Raw genomic sequence first — 17,413 nt, forward strand, 5'->3', positions numbered from 1 at the left:
ACAGGGAACCGAGTATTCCTGAACAACTCGGTCAACTGTGGGAGCGGGCTTGCCCGCGAAGACGTCAGAACAAACGCTGAAAATTTGTTGGCATTACACCTTACGCCAAACACTCGCCAACCAAGGCTGCTGCTCCCGCGGCAGCCCTGCCGGCCGGTAGTAATGTTCCAGCTCCACAAACCCCGCCTCGACCAACAATTGCTGCCAGGCCGCCAGGTCGTGGTACGAGCCATAACGCGGCCCGTTCCAGCCTTCCTGATTCTCGCCACGGGGATTGGAACTGAACAACACCCCACCCGGTTTCAACGCTCCCCACAACTGCTTCAACACCCGCGGTAATTCCTGACGCGGAACATGAAACAGCACCGCATTGGCAAAAATCCCGTCGAAACGCTCGGTTGGCAGATCAAGCTTCAGGAAGTCCTGCTGCCACACCTCGCAACCGCTGTCGTCTCGCGCCATCTGCGCAAGCCTTTCCGAACCGTCGAGGCCGACCGCCTTGTGCCCCATGCGGGTGAACGTCTGCAGATCACGTCCCGGCCCGCAGCCAAAATCGAGAATGTCGAAAGGCGCCTCACCTTGAATGTGCCGCAACAGGGCATCGATGTTCTGGCTGACATCGTGATCGCGCGTGCCTTCACGAAAGTCTTCAGCGACCGCGTTGTAATGGCCCAGGGTCGTGGTGGTGATCTGTTCGAGGTCGTCTGGCGTCTGTTTCATCGTCGGGCTGCGCAGGCAATAGAGATTTGGCCAATATACGCCATCAGGTTGGGGGCTGCTTCGCAGCCATTCGCGAGCAAGCCCGCTCCCACATTTAACCGAGTCGAACAATTGGTTTGTGTTCGCCAGAGATCAAATGTGGGAGCGGGCTTGCTCGCGAAAGCTGCATCACTGACAACGGATGACTAAAGCCTGATTCAACCTTTTTTCATCCCCAAACACTCAATGGAGTGATCCACCATCGCCTTGGCAATCTCCAGCAAATGCCAGATCGAGTACACCATCGCCCGGTCGGCACCCTTCAGTTGGTCACCACACTGATACGCCGTGACCGAAGCACAACGCAGCAGGTCGGCGACATAGAGCTGGGTGTCTTCAAAGCTCACGTCCTTGCTGACGTTGTAGAAGCGCATTTCATCGGGGGGTGTGGGTTGCTTGCCGGTGAGGTGGAAATCGATGGCTCGGTAGAGCGCTGATCGATCCCTGAGCAAATCGTCGGTGACGGTTTCGTTGGTAGGGTTTTCGGGAGGTGGATCGGGAACGGGTTTCTTCATTGGTAAAACTCCTGGAATAATTGGAGCCAACCGATGTCGCGACTAAACGAACGGGGTGGCGGCTGCACGCAGGTTAGTCGACCGGTCTCCAGGCAATACCGGCGCACCCGAGGGTGCCCTGCGCACAGCCACCATAACTTTCAGGCAATGAAACACCTGGAATGAGGTGGCGCTGTGCGCCTGGAAAGATCCGGGCGACTAAACCCGATCACTGATGAGTAGTGACGGGCCGAGACTAGCCACGGAATTCGGCAGGCGCAAGCGAGCGAAATGATCTAGGAAATGTCCTGCAAAGGAAAGGGAACAGGCCTGCGGAAAGGCTGATTTCCCTGTACGAAAACTTCCCTGTCAGGGGTGGTGATCACCTGTGGCGAGGGCGCTTTTGTGGCGAGGGGGCTTGCCCCCGTTCGACTGCGCAGCAGTCGTAAAACCAGCGGCCTCGTTTTTTCTGACACAGCTCATTGAATGGTTTTAGGGCCGCTTCGCGCCCCAACGGGGGCAAGCCCCCTCGCCACAAAAGCATGGTGACCTTCAGCTCGTCAGCGCTTGTTCAACCCCCGAGCCAACCGATCCCCACCGAGTTGAATCACCGCCACCAACACCACCAGCAACACAATCACCGTCAGCATGATCTGGCTATCAAACCGCTGATACCCATACCGATACGCAATGTCCCCCAGCCCGCCCGCACCAATCGCCCCGGCCATGGCCGATGAGTTGATCATGGTCACCAAGGTAATGGTGAACCCACCCACAATCCCCGGCAGTGCTTCCGGCAACAGCACATGCCAGACGATGTGCCAGCGCCGGCAACCCATGGCTTGCGCCGCTTCGATCAGTCCGTGATCGACCTCGCGCAAACTGACCTCGGCAATGCGCGCAAAGAACGGCGTGGCGGCGATGGTCAGCGGCACCACGGCCGCCCAAACGCCGTAGGTGGTACCGACGATCAATCGGGTGAACGGAATCAGCGCCACCATCAGAATCAGAAACGGAACCGAGCGAAACAGGTTCACGAAGGCGCCTAGCACACGGTTCAACGCCGGGGCTTCGTAGATCCCACCCTTGGAGCTGGTAACCAGGATCACCGCCAGCGGAATGCCCGCCAACAGTGCAATCAACGACGACACACCGACCATCAAGAACGTGTCGATGAAACCCTGCAGCAAGCGATCAAACCACATAGCCCAGTACCTCCACCTGTTGCGCCCATTGGGAGGCGCGTAGACACAACTCCTCGGCATCGAGGGACGAGCCGGTCACCGCCAGCAGCAGTTGCCCAAGCGCATGGCCCTGAATCCGTTCCACGCCGCCTTGCAGCAGTCGCACTCGCCCACCCAGGGCGCTGAACAGTGCGGCCAGGTCCGGTTCGTCGCGTTGGCTACCGGTGAACTGCAAGCGCAGGACTACGGCTGCGTCGGAGGACGATGGCTGCGGCTGCAAACGGCTTTGCAGCTCTTTGGGCAATGCATGTTGCAACGGGGCCAGCAGTGTCTTGCTGACCTCGTGCTGCGGATTGCCGAACACTTCCCACACCGGCCCTTGCTCGACGATGCGCCCGTGTTCCAGGACAACCACGCGATCACAGATCTCACGGATCACCGCCATCTCGTGGGTGATCAGCACAATGGTCAGGCCCAGGCGCTGATTGATCTCGCGCAACAGGCCGAGTATCGACTGCGTGGTTTCGGGGTCCAGTGCCGAGGTGGCTTCGTCGCACAGCAGAATTTCCGGGTCATGCACCAGCGCCCGGGCAATGCCTACGCGCTGTTTCTGCCCGCCGGACAACTGCGCCGGATAAGCCTTGTGCTTGGCCTGCAAGCCGACCAGTTCCAGCAATTCGCGAACTTTTTGCTCGCGTTTTTCCTTGGGCACGCCAGCGACTTTCAAAGGCAACTCGACGTTCTGCCAAACGGTCTTGGCCGACATCAGGTTGAAGTGCTGGAAGATCATGCCGATGCGCCGACGCAGCGCCACCAGGCGGTCCTCATCGAACTCGCCGATGTCCACTTGGTCGATCAGCACCCGACCGCTGCTCGGCTGTTCCAGGCGGTTGATGGTGCGGATCAGCGACGACTTGCCGGCGCCGCTGCGACCAATGATGCCGAACACTTCGCCGCGCTGGATCGCCAGGTCGATGCCATGCAATGCGGCCACCGGTCCTTGCTGGCCGTTGTAGGTTTTGCCCAGGCCGATGAAGCGCACGTGGGCATGCTTGAGTTCGGGATGCAGCTCAGTGCGCTCGGCGCTTTGCGGCTCTGGAATATCCAGTCGCCGTTGGATGGCGGCGGTCATGTTCAGCTTTCCCAACCGGCTTGGTAGAGCTTGCCGTGGGCTTTATCCAGCGCGGCGCGCACAGCGGGTGAGTGCTGGTAGATGTCGACGAACTTGATCAGGCGCGGGTCGGTTTTGCTCTTCGGCTGGATCACGAACTGGATCACGTACTCCTTGTGATCCAGGCCGTCGAACAGCAGCGCGGAACCGGCATCGAAGGTTTTCGACAAGCGGATGTAGGCCGGGTAACCCTGCACCAGATCGGCGTCGTCATAGGCGCGCACCAGTTGCACCGCTTCGACCTGGAGGATCTTGATTTTCTTCGGGTTGGCGATGATGTCTTCTTCGGTGGCCTTGTAGCCGACGCCCGGCTTGAGGGTGATCAGGCCGGCCTTGGCCAGCAGCTGCAGGCCGCGACCGCTGTTGATCGGGTCGTTGGCGATGGCCACGCTGGCGCCTTGCGGCAGTTCGTCGAAGCTTTTGTATTTCTTCGAGTAGAGGCCGACGTTGTTGATGATCCCCGGCGCGAACGGCACCAGGTCGAAACCGGACGCAGCCTTGGCGTTTTCCAGGAACGGGATGTGCTGGAAGTAGTTCACGTCGATGTCGCCGGCGGCGAGGCTGACGTTCGGCGCGATCCAGTCGGTGAACTCCACCAGTTCGACTTTCAGGCCTTGTTTGCCAGCTTCTTCAACCGCTGCTTCCAGGGGGATGGCGAAGGCGGCGGTGGTGCCGATTTTCAGGGGGGCGTCGGCGGCGAAGGTCATCGAGCTGAACAGGCCGAGGGCCAGGGCCAGTGCTTTGACTGGGTGAGAGAGGTAGTGCTTTTTCATGATGAGTAATCCAGTCAGTGCATTAATTTTTTGGTGTCTGGTGGGGCCTCTTCGCGAGCAAGCCCGCTCCCACATTTGGAATGCATTCCCCTGTGGGAGCGGGCTTGCTCGCGAAGCTTTTAGCGGCGGTAAGCCGAACCGGTATGTTGCTCAGGCAAATGCGCTTCGCGCTGAAACAGCTTTTCGCGCAAGGTGCCGCTGTCGTACGCTGTCTTGTACGACCCGCGACGTTGCAACTCGGGGATCACCAGCTCGATGAAATCCTCATAGCTTTCCGGCGTGACGATGCGGGTCAGGTTGAAGCCATCCAGCCCGGTTTCGGCTATCCAGGATTCCAGCTCATCGGCCACCTGTTCAGGTGAACCGACCACGGTGATGTAGCGACCGCCGAGGGCGTGTTGCTCCAGCAACTTGCGTCGGGTCCAGTCGTTGTTTTGCAGGTGCTTGGTGGCGGACTGGATCGCGTTGCTCTTCACGTACTGGATCGGTTCGTCGATTTCATATTGGGAAAAATCGATCCCAGTGGACGCCGAGAAATGCGCCACGCCAGCTTCGGCACTGGCGTAGCTGAGGTATTCGGCGTGCTTGGCCCAGGCCAGCTCTTCGGTTGCGCCAACGATCACGTTCAAGCCCATGAACACCTTGATGTCCTCGGGGTTGCGCCCGGCTTCGATGGCGCTGGCGCGCACCTTGTCCACCTGCACCTTGGTCGACGCCTTGGTCTGGCCACTGATGAACACGCACTCGGCATGTCGCCCGGCGAACAACAGGCCGCGATCCGAGCTGCCGGCCTGGAACAGCACCGGCGTGCGCTGCGGCGAGGGTTCACTTAGGTGATAGCCCTCGACTTGATAGAACTCGCCCTTGTGCTCGACCTTGTGCACTTTCTCAGGCTGCGCGTAGATCCGCTGCTGAGGATCGTTCAACACCGCGCCGTTTTCCCAGCTGCCTTCCAAAAGTTTGTAGAGCACCTCCAGGTACTCGTCGGCCTGGTCGTAGCGCCGGTCATGTTCGACCTGTTCGTTCAGGCCCATGGCCTTGGCGGCGCTGTCGAGATAGCCGGTGACGATGTTCCAGCCGACCCGGCCACGGCTCAGGTGATCCAGGGTCGACAGGCGTCGGGCGAACAGGTACGGCGCCTCGTAGGTGAGGTTGGCGGTCAGGCCGAAACCGAGGTTTTTCGTCACCGCAGCCATCGCGGATACCAGTAGAAGCGGATCATTGACCGGCAACTGGATCGACTCTTTCAACGGCACGTCCACCGAGTTCTGGTAGACGTCGTAGACCCCGACGATGTCGGCGATGAACAGGCCGTCGAACAGCCCGCGCTCCAGCAACTGCGCCAGTTCGGTCCAGTATTCGATTGTGTTGTAGCGCGTTGACGTGTCGCGCGGGTGCGTCCACAAGCCATGGTTGATGTGCCCGATGCAGTTCATGTTGAAGGCATTGAGCAGGATTTTCTTTTTCGCGGCGGTCATCAAATGGTCCCCCGCAGTGGCGGGTTTTCATCGTTGAGGTAGTAATTGCCGACGGCGTGGTACTTCCAGCGCACCGGGTCGTGCAGGGTATGCACCCGGGCGTTGCGCCAGTGGCGGTCGAGGCCGTGTTCGATCAAGGTCGCCTGGCTTCCGGCCAGTTCGAACAGCGTGCTGCCGGCGGCCAGGGAAATTTCGGTGCTCAGGGCGCGGGCTTCGGCGACGGCAATCGATGCGGCCGCGACGGTCTCGGCATTCGTCTCGGCCTGGGCCTTGTCGAGGTACTCACCGGCCCGATCCAGAAGCGCTTCGGCGGCGTGCAGGCGAATGCTCAGGTGGCCGAAGCTCTTGAGGGTCAGTGGGTCGTCCGTGGCCTTTTCGTGGGTGGCGTCGATCCACGGCCGGGTTTTCGTGCGCACGAAGTGCAGCGCATCTTCATAGGCGGCGCGGGCGATACCGGTGTCGATGGCGGCATGGAGAATCTGCGCCAGCGGGCCGACCGGGGTCGGACGCTCGAAGGCACTTTGAAAGGGGATGACATCCTCGGCCGCGACGTAGACGTCTTCGAACACTACCGAACCGCTGCCGGTGGTGCGCTGACCGAAGCCGCTCCAGTCGTCGATCACGCTCAGGCCCTTGCTGTCGCGCGGCACGAACGCCAGTTGCTGCACGCCATTTTCATCCACCACCGAGGTGGGAATGCGCTGGGCATAGATCGCGCCCGTGGCGTAGAACTTGCGACCGTTGATGCGATAGCCGCTGCCGTCGCGAGTCAGGCTGGTGACGCGATCGTGTGCGGTTTTGGTGCCGAGTTCGGCGAGGGCATTACCGAAGCGCTGGCCGGCCAGTACTTCGCCATAAAGACGTTTTTTCTGCTCGTGTGAGCCGTTCACGCGCAGCACTTCGAGGGCGTAGAAATGGTTCTGGGGGATCTGCCCGAGCGAGCCGTCGGCTTGAGCGATCAAGGCGATGACCTTGGCCAAAGTGACGTTGGAAACACCAGCGCCGCCGTATTCTTTCGGCACACTGATGCCCCACAGGCCCGAGCGGGAAAACACTTCCAGTTCCGGGTGCGGCAAACGGCGCTCGCGGTCGCGCAGGGCGCTGTCGCGTTTGAAGTCTTCGGCCAGGTCGCTGGCAATGATCAGGGCTTGCTCATCGCTGGTAATGACCGCGACGGGGTGAGAAATGCTCATATGCTTCTCCAGATGTCTGGTCGTTAAATCCAGGAATGGCGATTAGGCAGCGTGCCGTTGAGGCGATAGGCGCCGATGGCGTGGTACTTCCAGCGCACCGGATCGTGCAGGGTGTGCACCCGTGCGTTGCGCCAGTGGCGGTCGAGGTTGAATTCAGCGAGGGTCGCGCGGCTGCCGGCCAGTTCGAAGAGCTTTTCGCTGGCCTGCAACGAAATCTCTGTGGTCAGTACTTTGGCTTCGGCGACGGCAATCGAGGCACGGGCGGCCGACTCGGCGGTGAGCGGCGCGGCATTGACCTGATCGAGCACCTGCCCGGCCTTGCGCAGCAACGCTTCGGCGGCGTGCAATTCGATTTTCAGCTTGCCGATGTCGGCGATCACGTACAGGTCATCGCTGGCCCGTTCGACATTGGCGTCGATCCATGGACGGGCGCGGGTTTTCACGAAATCGATGGCGTCGTCGATGGCGCCTCGGGCGATACCGGCGTCGATGGCCGCTTGAATCAGCTGGGAGACGGCACCCTGGATGTTCGGCGTGTCGTTGATCTTCCAGTTATCCACAACCAGTTCGGAGTCGACCTGCACGTTGTTGAGCAAAATCGTGCCGCTGGCGGTGGTGCGCTGACCAAAGCCGGACCAGTCGTCGACAATGCGCAATCCCGGCGTGCCGCGACGGATGAATGCCAGCACTTGCTTGCCGTCGTCGTTCAATGCTTTGACCGCGACCCAATGGGCGAACAGTGCACCGGTAGAATAGAACTTCTGGCCGTTGAGGACGCCGTCAGCGGTGATGCGCGCCTTCAGTTCCAGGGTGTTTTTGGTGCCGCGTTCCGGTCCGGCATTGCCGATGCGCCAGCCCTCGAGGACGCTTTTGAACAGTTGTCTTTTCTGCGCTTCGGTGGCGCTGCCGAGTATCAGGTTGAGAATGCCGAACTGGTTTTGCGGGATCTGCCCGAGTGCCGGGTCGGCGGCGGAAATGATCGCGAAGACCTCGGCCAGGGTGACGAACGAAACCTGCGGGCCACCGTACTCGCGGGGAATGGAAATGCTGCCCAGGCCGCTGCGGGTGAACTGTTCGATTTCAGACCAGGGGAGCTTGCGCTGCCGGTCGCGTTTGCCCGCTTGCAGGCGCGCGACTTGCGCCAGTTCGTGGGCCGCCGTGATGGCTTGGGCATCGTTGCTCAAGACTTGTGCGGGCAACAACAACGGGGCGATGTCCAGGTCACTCTGGACGATTGCATCTGCCAGACTGGACATCAGTGCCGCTCCTTGGCTGCACGCAATGCCCTGGCGATCTGCACTGGGGTGATTGTGTTCCGGACCATACCTACCTCACATCTCATGGAAGCGCCGCTTGTGGCCGCGCAGGAAAACAAGAATGTCCGGTGGTCCGGTGCATATACCCTAAACGTGTATAAAAAATTTATGAACTAACTTTTAGGAATATGTATAGAAGGGTGTTCTCGGGGGGGAACGCAATCCCTGTGGCGAGGGGGCTTGCCCCCGTTGGGGTGCGCAGCGCCCCCCATTTCTGCCACCGCGTTGTTTCAGATGAACCACGGTTACAGAATTTACGACTGCTGCGCAGCCGAACGGGGGCAAGCCCCCTCGCCCAGAAGCGGTGCTCATTGCTTGCGCGATTCAGCCGCTTTGAGACACTGCTTCGGGGGGACTCTCAGATAAGGATTGGCACATCCGATCTTCAGCGTACGGGCCGGTGCCCAGCGGGAGTTGTTGCCCACCCTGTCGAGAATGCAGTACGTCACTTCCAGCCGCAGGTCTTCGCCGGCTTCAAGAATGATGGCCGGTGGTATCCAGACCTGGATCGGCTGGCCCACATCGGCGGACTTGAGCCGTGGCAGATCCATGCGCACATCCCCCCAACGCAGGGTGATTTCGTCGTCGACGGCCATGTTCAGGTACGGCTCGATGGTCAAGGGAACGCCGCGTTTGATCTGATTCGGATTCACCCCATGACGGCGAATCGCGTCGGGTAAACCCACGGGTGCCAGGCACTGGTTTTCATCGCCGCATAGCGCGGAGGGTTGGCCGCCGGGACAGTCGAGTTTGATCTGCACGTTGCGGCTGGCCGATATCGCCGGACCCAGGCCAACCTGCATGACCCGGTAGTGAATGCGCGAAGTCCCGTTAGCGACAAAACTTTCAGGCACACGCAGTTGTACCGATTGCCCGACATCATTGGCCGTCAGCACGCGCGAGGCCACGTAGCAGTTGTCCCAGAACAGTTCGATCAGGTCACCGGTGTCCATCGTGGGGTAGGGCGCCACGTCGATCAGCAGGTGCGCCGCGCAAGTGACGTTGATGCCGGTCTTGTTGGATTGCGCCAGGGTCGGGGCTGCAAGCCCGGATTTGTTCGGGGTGCTGTTCATGAAGTCTCCTTGAAGTCTTGCAACGAAGTCCGTTTCTGGAATATCAAAAACTAAATTCGAACAGAAAATTCAATCATTAGTTTGAGTTGAAATAATGATTGAAGCGTGATGAATGTCGCTGGTTGGAGACTAGATAAGAGTTAAGGAGATCAAGTGTCAACAGGATTTGTTAGTTGTGGGTGGTGTGTTGTGCTATTCAGAAAGTTCCTACGGCTTCAAGTAAGTAAACCATGCCTGCTTGTCGACTTTATCTGCTCAAAGCCGAGTGATACTGGCTGGTTTGCGCAAGTCTTCGGCTCCGCTCTGCGACGGATGATCTGATTCGATTAGCGCTGTTTAATTGTTGTGATGCATATATATGTAGCGCGCGTGCGTACAAGATAGGCATGTCGAACGGAAAAATTTAGTTTGGTACTAATGAGGGGTGTTTTGATGGTGGGGTAACTTCCATCCTTGGAAGTTTGCCGTTGTTGCGCAGGTTGTTAGTTATGAGCGTTATTCAGGAATTTGCTCAGGAACTGTTTGGTCCGTTCTTCTTTCGGGTTGGCAAACAACGCCTTCGCTTCGCCTTGCTCGACGATCACGCCTTTGTCGAAAAACACCACCCGGTTGGCCACGTCCCGGGCAAAACCCATTTCGTGGGTGACGATCACCATGGTGCGCTTCTCTTCGGCCAGGCCGCGAATGGTCGCCAGCACCTCACCCACCAACTCCGGGTCGAGGGCCGAGGTTGGTTCGTCGAACAGGATCACTTCCGGTTCCATCGCCAGCGCCCGGGCAATCGCCACGCGCTGTTGCTGGCCTCCGGAGAGGCGACGTGGGTAAGCATCCTCCTTGCCTGCCAGGCCAACCTTGGCCAAGAGCTTTTTACCCAAGGCAACGGCGTCGGCGTGTGGAGTCTTCTTGACCACGATCGGGCCTTCGATGACGTTTTCCAGCGCCGTGCGATGGGGGAACAGGTTGAAGTTCTGGAAGACGAAACCCACATGCTGGCGCAAACGGCGCACCAGGCTCTGTTGCTGGTTCAGGGGGCGGCTGGTATCGATTTCGATATCGCCGACCTTGATCCGGCCGCTGGTGGGTTCTTCCAGGAAATTCAGGCAACGCAGGAAGGTGGTCTTGCCCGAACCGCTGGGGCCGATGATCGCCACCACCTCGCCTTCCTTGACCTCAAGATCGATGCCGTTGAGCACGACTTGACCCTTGAACTGCTTTGTCAGTTTTTCCACGACAATCATTGGGTCAGGACTCCTGGTCGTGCCGATTGACCCGCGCTTCCAGCTGGTTCTGCAGGTGCGACAGCACCGTGGCCAGGATCCAGTAGATCAGTGCGGCGGCAAGATACATGGTGAAGATTTCGAAGGTTCGTGCGGTGATCAATTGCGCCTGGCGGAACAGTTCCGGCACCTGGATGGTGGCGGCCAGCGCGGTGTCCTTGACCAGTGAAATGAAGCTGTTGCCCAGCGGCGGCAATGCGGTGCGCATCGCCTGCGGCAGGATGGCCCGGCGCAGGGTTTGCGCGCGGGTCATGCCGATACTGGCAGCGGCTTCCCACTGGCCGCGCTCGATGGAACTGATCGCGGCACGCAGGATTTCACAGGCATAGGCGGCCATGTTCAGCGAGAAGCCGATCAAGGCCGCCGGCAGCGGATCAAGTTCCAGACCCAATTGCGGCAAGCCGTAATAGATCACGAACAGTTGCACCAGCAACGGCGTGCCGCGAAAGAACGACACGTAGATGCGGGCGATCCAGCTCACCAGTTTGAAGCGCGACAGGCGCATCAGCGCCAGGCCGAACCCCATCACCAGGCCGAAGAACATCCCGCCCAGGCTGAGGATCACCGTGTAGTACGCGCCCTTGAGCAGAAAGGGCGCGGAGTCCAGCGCGAGTTGAAAAGCTTCTTCCATTATTGAGTGACGTCAGCGTTGAAGTATTTTTCCGAGAGCTTTTTCAGGGTGCCATCGGCGCGCAGCTTGTCGATTGCCTTGTTCACCGCGGCCAGCAGTTCAGGCTCGCCTTTGCGCAGGGCAATGCCGGCTTCCTGACGGGAGAACGCATCACCGGCGGCGGTGGTGTCCTTGGCTTTCTTGGCGTATTCCAGCGCGGCCAGGCGGTCGATCAGGATGGCGTCGATACGGCCGACACGCAGGTCCTGGAACTTGGTCGGATCATCCTCGTAGGTGCGGATGTCAGCGGTCGGCACATTGGCCTTGACCCACTCTTCGTAGTTGGTGCCCAGGCCTACGCCGACTTTCTTGCCAGACAGGTCAGCGGCGGACTTGATGTTCAGCTCGGCGGCCTTCTTCGTCAGCACCAGCGCCTGAATCCCGGAAACGGTGTAGGGCTCGGAGAAGTCATACTTCTTCTTGCGCTCTTCGGAGATGGTCACCTGGTTGATCACTGCGTCCAGGCGCTTGGATTCCAGGGCAGCGAGGATGCCGTCCCATTTGGTCGGTTGCAGCTTGACCTTCACGCCCAGCTCTTTGGCCAGGGCTTCGGAGAATTCGACTTCGAAGCCGGCCAGTTTGCCGTCGGCGTCGACGAAACTGAACGGTGGGTAGGTGCCTTCCAGGCCGACGTTGATCACGCCGGCGTCTTTGATCTTTTGCAGTTGCTCACCGGCAACGGCTTGGCCAATCAGGCCAGCGCTCAGTGCCAGGCCCAGCGAGCCCACCAGCAGATTGCGACGTAGTGCGGAAAAATTCATGACAAGCCCCTGTGTTTTCTTATGGAAGACGCTTAAGGAAAGTTGGCAAATTCGGGATTCGGACGACTGCGATATCCTGCCCTAATGCAGCTTATGCGTCTCGCTGCAAATTCGCCTGCGGCGTGACTATAAGATGGCGTCGTTAGATAGGAAAATAATAAATATTCTGTTTGTTATGCAATTACGGAATATGCATGCGATCCTTTGTGGCGAGGGGGCTTGCCCCCGCTCGGCTGCGCAGCAGTCGTAAATTCTGAAACTACACAGTTGCAGGTTTCAGGGGCGCTTCGCACCCCAACGGGGGCAAGCCCCCTCGCCACAAAAGCCCCGCTCCACAAAAAGTGCGTCAGCCAGTCAGATAATCCTTATAGGCAAACAACGCCGGAGCCCCGCCGGTGTGCAGGAAGATAATCGGGCCTTCGTCGAAACGCTGACGCCCGATCCCGTCCAGCAATCCTGCCATGGCCTTGCCAGTGTAGACCGGGTCCAGCAGCAAGCCTTCCTGACCCGCCAGCAGCTTCACCGCCGCCAGTGTCCCGGCATTCGGTTCGCCATAGCGCGGGGCGAAATATTCATCCCACAACTCGACTTTGAATGCATCCGGCAGGCTCACACCCAGCAACTCGGCGGTGCGTTCGGCCAGGCCTTGAACTTTCGGTCGCTGGTCTTCATCGCTGCGCGAAACCGTCACGCCGATAACTGGCAGATCCGGCAGTGCTTCACTCAAGGCCAGTGCCAGACCGCTGTGGGTACCGGCGCTGCCCGAGGCCAAAACCACGGCGGCGAAGGTCAGGCCGGTGTCCTTGATCTGCTCGGCCAGTTCCAGCCCGGCGCGCACATAGCCCAGGGCGCCCAGCGCATTGGAGCCACCGATCGGTACCACGTACGGCTTCTTGCCGTTACTGCGCAGACGGCTGGCCAGGGCTTGCAATTGCTCGTCGGCGTTGTCGAGGTTTTCCACCAGTTCGACCTTGGCATCGAACAAGTCGAGCAGTAGTCGGTTGCCGTTGCCGGTGTAGTTGCTGTCATTGGTGCCGAGGGGGTTTTCCAGAAGGGCTACGCAGCCCAAGCCCAGTTTGGCCGCAATGGCCGCGGTCTGGCGCACATGGTTCGATTGCAACGCGCCGGCGGTAATCAAGGTGTCGGCGCCCTGGGCCAGCGCATCGGCGGCCAGGTACTCGAGTTTGCGCAGCTTGTTGCCGCCCATCGCCAGCGGCGTCAGGTCATCGCGCTTGACGTACAGGTCTCGGCCCAGCCAGGTCGACAGGCGTTCGAGTTTTTCCAGGGCGGTTGGCTGACCGAGCAGGTCGAGGCGGTTAAAGCGGGCGAGCTGTTGTTTGATCATGGGTCCGTACTGGCCGTTGAAGATCTCAGGACTATAGGCACGCCCCAAAGCCTGGGCAACCGCCAATCGCTTATAGCTAATCGTACTGAGTACAGCACTATTGGTTCTTAATTTGCCTCGCGACCCTTGCCGTAAAGTAATCGCCGTCAGTGCGGCCAGACAGTCCGGTCGCCCGTGAGGAGTTTTTTACCGTGAGTGAGCGTTCCAGCCATTGGCAATTGCAGAGCATCGTCAGCCAGCTGCGCACGGCACGTGAACAGTGGCGTGTACAAAATGGCCGTGCCAGTACCGAGCAGGGCGGTCGCGAGCTGCCCTCCCGGGCGGCGATGGCGGAGATTCTCGAAGCCTTGTGCGGCGCACTGTTCCCGATGCGCCTGGGGCCGGTTGACCTGCGCGAGGAGAGCGAAGACTTCTACGTCGGCCATACCCTGGATGTGGCGCTGAACGCGCTGTTGGCCCAGGCGCGACTCGAGTTGCGCTACGCCGCGCGCCACAGTGCCCAGGCCGAGACCGAGGTCGAAGCCAAGACCATCCAGATCATTCAAGACTTCGCCCTCGCCCTGCCGGGGTTGCGCAGCCTGTTGGACACCGACGTGTTGGCGGCTTATCACGGTGACCCGGCGGCGCGTAGTGTCGATGAAGTGCTGTTGTGCTACCCGGGGATTCTGGCGGTGATTCATCATCGCCTGGCCCACCATTTGTACCGCGCCGGGCTGCCGTTGCTGGCGCGGATCAGTGCGGAAATCGCCCACTCGGCCACCGGCATCGACATCCACCCCGGCGCGCAGATTGGCCGCAGTTTCTTCATCGACCACGGTACAGGTGTGGTGATTGGCGAGACGGCGATCATCGGCGAGCGCGTGCGGATTTATCAGGCGGTGACCCTGGGTGCCAAGCGCTTCCCGGCGGACGAAGACGGTCAGTTGCAGAAAGGCCAGCCGCGGCATCCGATTGTCGAGGATGACGTGGTGATTTATGCCGGTGCGACGATTCTGGGGCGGATCACCATCGGCCAGGGCTCGACCATCGGCGGCAACGTCTGGCTGACCCGCAGCGTGCCGGCGGGCAGTAACCTGACCCAGGCGAACCTGCAGCATGATGATGGGGCTCAGAAGTAGGTTTCTGACTCTTCGCTGACTGTACTGGCCTCTTCGCGAGCAAGCCCGCTCCCACATTGGAATGCGTTCCCCTGTGGGAGCGGGCTTGCTCGCGAAGCTTTTATATCCACCAAATTTCCTCCCTTGAGCTAGCGTACAACCAGTACCGCCGAGCCCTGCGATTAGTCCTTAGCCCCCTATCCATGTTTAACTTGAACGTTCATTCAAGTTAAACCGGTGGTTCGCTGCCCGCTCACAACAGGAGGCTTGCCTTTGCTGAGTCCGATTTCTACAGCCACGTTTTTCCCCTTCGAGGTGCACCGTACATGAGTGCATCGTCCATCCCTCCAAGCGGTCTGGTCCGCATGAATCCGCCAGTGTTCTGGTTCTCGGCGAGTTTCATTCTGTTGTTTGGTGTCGTTGTCATCGCCATGCCCGAGCAGGCCGGTGCCTGGTTGCTGGCGGCGCAAAACTGGGCGGCCAATACGGTCGGCTGGTATTACCTGCTGGCGATGACCCTGTATCTGGTCTTCGTGGTGGTCACCGCCTTGTCTGGCTACGGCAAGATCAAACTCGGTGCCGACCACGACGAGCCCGAATTCAGTTATCTGTCCTGGGCCGGCATGCTGTTCGCCGCCGGGATCAGCATCACCCTGTTTTTCTTCTGCGTGTCCGAGCCCCTGACCCACATGCTGCAACCGCCCCAAGGCGAGGCCGGGACGGCGGATGCGGCGCGCCAGGCGATGCAGATTCTGTTTCTGCACTGGGGCCTGCATGGCTGGGGCGTGTTCGCCTTTGTCGGCATGGCGCTGGCCTACTTTGCCTACCGGCATAACCTGCCACTGGCCCTGCGCTCGGCGCTGTATCCGCTGATCGGCAAGCGCATCAATGGTCCCATCGGTTACGCGGTGGACGGCTTCGGCATCATCGCCACGGTGTTCGGCCTCGGTGCCGACATGGGTTTCGGCGTGTTGCACCTCAACTCGGGCCTGGACTACCTGTTCGGCATCGCCCACACCCAATGGATTCAGGTCGGCCTGATCACCTTGATGATGGGTGCGGCGATCATCGTTGCCGTATCCGGCGTCGACAAGGGCGTGCGGGTCATGTCCGACATCAACATGCTGCTGGCCTGCGCGCTGTTGCTGTTCGTGCTGTTCGCAGGCCCTACCCAGCACTTGCTCAATACCCTGATCCAGAACCTCGGCGATTACCTCGGCGCCTTGCCGATGAAGAGTTTCGACCTGTACGCCTACGACAAACCCAGCGACTGGCTGGGCGGCTGGACGGTGTTCTACTGGGCATGGTGGATCGCATGGTCGCCGTTCGTGGGCTTGTTCATCGCACGGATTTCCCGTGGCCGCACCATCCGCGAATTCGTCTTCGGCGTGCTGCTGATTCCGCTCGGCTTCACCCTGGCGTGGATGTCGATCTTCGGCAACAGCGCCATCGACCAGGTACTCAATCACGGCATGAGCGCGCTTGGCATGTCGGCCATCGACAACCCGTCGATGACGCTCTACCTGCTGCTGGAAACCTACCCGTGGAGCAAAACCGTGATCGCGGTCACGGTGTTCATCAGCTTCGTGTTCTTCGTCACCTCTGCCGACTCCGGCACCGTGGTGCTCTCGACGCTGTCCGCCAAGGGCGGCAATCCCGATGAAGACGGGCCGAAATGGCTGCGAGTGTTCTGGGGCGCAATGACTGCGCTGGTGACCAGCGCGCTGCTGTTCTCCGGCAGCATCGATGCGTTGAAGTCGGCGGTGGTGCTGACCTCGCTGCCGTTCTCGCTGATTCTGTTGTTGATGATGTGGGGGCTGCACAAGGCGTTTTATCTGGAATCGCAGAAGCAGATTGCACAGATGCATTCCCTGGCGCCGGTGTCCGGATCACGGCGCGGCGGTTGGCGGCAACGCTTGAGTCAGGCCGTGCATTTCCCGTCGCGGGATGAGGTTTATCGTTTCCTCGACACCACGGTGCGCCCGGCGATTGACGAAGTGTCTGCGGTGTTCCGCGAAAAGGGCTTGCACGTGGCCCTGCACCCGGACCCGGCCCATGACAGCGTCAGCCTGGAAATCGGTCACGGTGATCAACATCCGTTTGTTTATCAGGTGCAGATGCGCGGTTATTTCACGCCATCGTTTGCCCGTGGCGGCATGGGTTCCAAGCAGCTCAACAATCGCCGTTACTACCGGGCCGAAGTGCACTTGAGCGAGGGCAGTCAGGACTACGATCTGGTGGGCTACACCAAGGAGCAGATCATCAACGACATCCTCGACCAGTACGAACGGCACATGCAGTTCCTGCATCTGGTGCGTTGATCGCGGGCAGGGCGCCGGGGCTTTTCAGTTCTCGGCGCTCAGCACCATGAACAACACCAGCGCCGCCACCGGAATGCTGAACACCATCGTGCCTATCCCCAGTTCCGTACTCAGCGATTGACCGGCGGACACGATGCCGATGGCGCCGTTGATCACCGTCAACGCCAGCCACAGGATCACGAAACTGTAGGTGAGGGTCTGACGGCTGAAGCCGATTTTCTCGCCGATGAACAGCATCATCGCGAGCAGGACCAGGCCGAAGGTGATGATGATTGTGGTATGCATGGCTTACTCCATCCCTGCGATCGGTGTCGCCTCTTCGTTGCTTTTGCGACTTTGTTCCTGCCGTGCCTGATCACGCAAGCCTATCGTTGATTTGTTGAATTCCGCGCACCGATCAAATTTTTGTGAAACGTTTCAGCATTTAGTCGAATCCCGGGTTTTTTGGCCTCTGTCCGGGCGTATGCTGGGCGACTGGCGAAGCAGTCGATACCAGATTCA

The 17,413-nt window shown here is 59.9% G+C and carries 16 protein-coding genes; 2 read left to right on the forward strand and 14 right to left on the reverse strand.

Translation table 11 applies throughout. From position 1 onward, the window contains the following. Positions 1-93 precede the first annotated feature (93 nt). The 13 genes from QMK54_RS00955 to QMK54_RS01015 form a co-directional block, all read right to left on the reverse strand. Complete coding sequence (locus QMK54_RS00955; protein ID WP_320401878.1) at positions 94-720, reverse strand: class I SAM-dependent methyltransferase; 627 nt, start codon at positions 718-720, stop codon at positions 94-96. A 197-nt stretch (positions 721-917) separates the two neighbouring features. Continuing rightward, the gene (locus tag QMK54_RS00960; protein WP_110663024.1) at positions 918-1,274 is read right to left on the reverse strand and encodes a DUF6124 family protein; all 357 of its coding nucleotides are present in this window, start codon (positions 1,272-1,274) and stop codon (positions 918-920) included. A gap of 539 nt (positions 1,275-1,813) precedes the next feature. After that, positions 1,814-2,458 carry a methionine ABC transporter permease gene (locus tag QMK54_RS00965; protein WP_320401879.1) on the reverse strand — a complete coding sequence of 215 codons (645 nt, stop codon included), beginning with the start codon at positions 2,456-2,458 and terminating at the stop codon, positions 1,814-1,816. Continuing rightward, the gene (locus tag QMK54_RS00970; RefSeq protein ID WP_320401880.1) at positions 2,448-3,569 is read right to left on the reverse strand and encodes a methionine ABC transporter ATP-binding protein; all 1,122 of its coding nucleotides are present in this window, start codon (positions 3,567-3,569) and stop codon (positions 2,448-2,450) included. Before QMK54_RS00970 ends, QMK54_RS00965 begins: the two co-directional genes overlap by 11 nt. A gap of 2 nt (positions 3,570-3,571) precedes the next feature. Then, positions 3,572-4,381: a MetQ/NlpA family ABC transporter substrate-binding protein gene (locus QMK54_RS00975; protein ID WP_320401881.1), complete on the reverse strand. Its 810-nt coding sequence runs from the start codon at positions 4,379-4,381 to the stop codon at positions 3,572-3,574. Between the two features lie 119 nt (positions 4,382-4,500). Further along, positions 4,501-5,859, reverse strand: a complete 1,359-nt coding sequence (locus QMK54_RS00980; protein ID WP_320401882.1) for an LLM class flavin-dependent oxidoreductase — start codon at positions 5,857-5,859, stop codon at positions 4,501-4,503. Beyond that, the gene (locus QMK54_RS00985; RefSeq protein ID WP_320401883.1) at positions 5,859-7,052 is read right to left on the reverse strand and encodes an SfnB family sulfur acquisition oxidoreductase; all 1,194 of its coding nucleotides are present in this window, start codon (positions 7,050-7,052) and stop codon (positions 5,859-5,861) included. Before QMK54_RS00985 ends, QMK54_RS00980 begins: the two co-directional genes overlap by 1 nt. 23 nt (positions 7,053-7,075) lie before the next feature. Beyond that, entirely contained in the window at positions 7,076-8,308 is a 1,233-nt protein-coding gene (locus tag QMK54_RS00990) for an SfnB family sulfur acquisition oxidoreductase (protein ID WP_110662418.1), read from the reverse strand. Positions 8,309-8,676: 368 nt separating this feature from the next. Next, positions 8,677-9,441, reverse strand: coding sequence for a hypothetical protein (locus QMK54_RS00995; protein ID WP_110662676.1), 765 nt, complete (start codon positions 9,439-9,441; stop codon positions 8,677-8,679). 482 nt (positions 9,442-9,923) lie between these two features. Continuing rightward, complete coding sequence (tcyN, locus tag QMK54_RS01000; RefSeq protein WP_110662675.1) at positions 9,924-10,679, reverse strand: L-cystine ABC transporter ATP-binding protein TcyN; 756 nt, start codon at positions 10,677-10,679, stop codon at positions 9,924-9,926. Positions 10,680-10,683: 4 nt separating this feature from the next. After that, on the reverse strand, positions 10,684-11,349 hold the full coding sequence (gene tcyL, locus QMK54_RS01005) for a cystine ABC transporter permease (protein ID WP_223588905.1): 666 nt from the start codon (positions 11,347-11,349) through the stop codon (positions 10,684-10,686). After that, positions 11,349-12,149 (reverse strand): cystine ABC transporter substrate-binding protein, encoded by an 801-nt coding sequence (gene tcyJ / locus QMK54_RS01010; protein ID WP_060543969.1) that lies wholly within the window; start codon positions 12,147-12,149, stop codon positions 11,349-11,351. The genes tcyL and tcyJ overlap by 1 nt, the downstream gene beginning before the upstream one ends. 346 nt (positions 12,150-12,495) lie before the next feature. Next, the gene (locus QMK54_RS01015) at positions 12,496-13,494 is read right to left on the reverse strand and encodes a D-cysteine desulfhydrase (RefSeq protein ID WP_223588907.1); all 999 of its coding nucleotides are present in this window, start codon (positions 13,492-13,494) and stop codon (positions 12,496-12,498) included. A gap of 191 nt (positions 13,495-13,685) precedes the next feature. On the opposite strand from QMK54_RS01015, the gene epsC reads away from it, so the two are divergent. Together epsC and betT are read left to right on the forward strand one after the other, a co-directional pair. Further along, positions 13,686-14,612 (forward strand): serine O-acetyltransferase EpsC, encoded by a 927-nt coding sequence (gene epsC / locus QMK54_RS01020; protein ID WP_103396840.1) that lies wholly within the window; start codon positions 13,686-13,688, stop codon positions 14,610-14,612. A 344-nt stretch (positions 14,613-14,956) separates the two neighbouring features. Beyond that, positions 14,957-16,912, forward strand: coding sequence for a choline transporter BetT (betT, locus tag QMK54_RS01025; RefSeq protein ID WP_181432081.1), 1,956 nt, complete (start codon positions 14,957-14,959; stop codon positions 16,910-16,912). 24 nt (positions 16,913-16,936) lie between these two features. Here the strand turns inward: betT and QMK54_RS01030 are convergent, their stop codons facing one another. Beyond that, on the reverse strand, positions 16,937-17,197 hold the full coding sequence (locus QMK54_RS01030) for a hypothetical protein (RefSeq protein WP_320401884.1): 261 nt from the start codon (positions 17,195-17,197) through the stop codon (positions 16,937-16,939). Positions 17,198-17,413 lie beyond the last annotated feature (216 nt).

The sequence above is a fragment of the Pseudomonas sp. P5_109 genome, assembly GCF_034009455.1.
In the GTDB taxonomy this organism is placed as follows: Bacteria; Pseudomonadota; Gammaproteobacteria; order Pseudomonadales; family Pseudomonadaceae; genus Aquipseudomonas.

Bases quoted from the DNA above. Each gene is read 5' to 3' on its own strand.
- QMK54_RS00975 (WP_320401881.1), bottom strand. From the start codon at position 4,381: ATGAAAAAGCACTACCTCTCTCACCCAGTCAAAGCACTGGCCCTGGCC.
- tcyJ (WP_060543969.1), bottom strand. From the start codon at position 12,149: ATGAATTTTTCCGCACTACGTCGCAATCTGCTGGTGGGCTCGCTGGGC.
- QMK54_RS00985 (WP_320401883.1), bottom strand. From the start codon at position 7,052: ATGAGCATTTCTCACCCCGTCGCGGTCATTACCAGCGATGAGCAAGCC.
- QMK54_RS00995 (WP_110662676.1), bottom strand. From the start codon at position 9,441: ATGAACAGCACCCCGAACAAATCCGGGCTTGCAGCCCCGACCCTGGCG.
- QMK54_RS01015 (WP_223588907.1), bottom strand. From the start codon at position 13,494: ATGATCAAACAACAGCTCGCCCGCTTTAACCGCCTCGACCTGCTCGGT.
- QMK54_RS00990 (WP_110662418.1), bottom strand. From the start codon at position 8,308: ATGTCCAGTCTGGCAGATGCAATCGTCCAGAGTGACCTGGACATCGCC.
- QMK54_RS01030 (WP_320401884.1), bottom strand. From the start codon at position 17,197: ATGCATACCACAATCATCATCACCTTCGGCCTGGTCCTGCTCGCGATG.
- tcyN (WP_110662675.1), bottom strand. From the start codon at position 10,679: ATGATTGTCGTGGAAAAACTGACAAAGCAGTTCAAGGGTCAAGTCGTG.
- QMK54_RS00970 (WP_320401880.1), bottom strand. From the start codon at position 3,569: ATGACCGCCGCCATCCAACGGCGACTGGATATTCCAGAGCCGCAAAGC.
- QMK54_RS00955 (WP_320401878.1), bottom strand. From the start codon at position 720: ATGAAACAGACGCCAGACGACCTCGAACAGATCACCACCACGACCCTG.
- betT (WP_181432081.1), top strand. From the start codon at position 14,957: ATGAATCCGCCAGTGTTCTGGTTCTCGGCGAGTTTCATTCTGTTGTTT.
- QMK54_RS00960 (WP_110663024.1), bottom strand. From the start codon at position 1,274: ATGAAGAAACCCGTTCCCGATCCACCTCCCGAAAACCCTACCAACGAA.
- QMK54_RS00965 (WP_320401879.1), bottom strand. From the start codon at position 2,458: ATGTGGTTTGATCGCTTGCTGCAGGGTTTCATCGACACGTTCTTGATG.
- QMK54_RS00980 (WP_320401882.1), bottom strand. From the start codon at position 5,859: ATGACCGCCGCGAAAAAGAAAATCCTGCTCAATGCCTTCAACATGAAC.
- tcyL (WP_223588905.1), bottom strand. From the start codon at position 11,349: ATGGAAGAAGCTTTTCAACTCGCGCTGGACTCCGCGCCCTTTCTGCTC.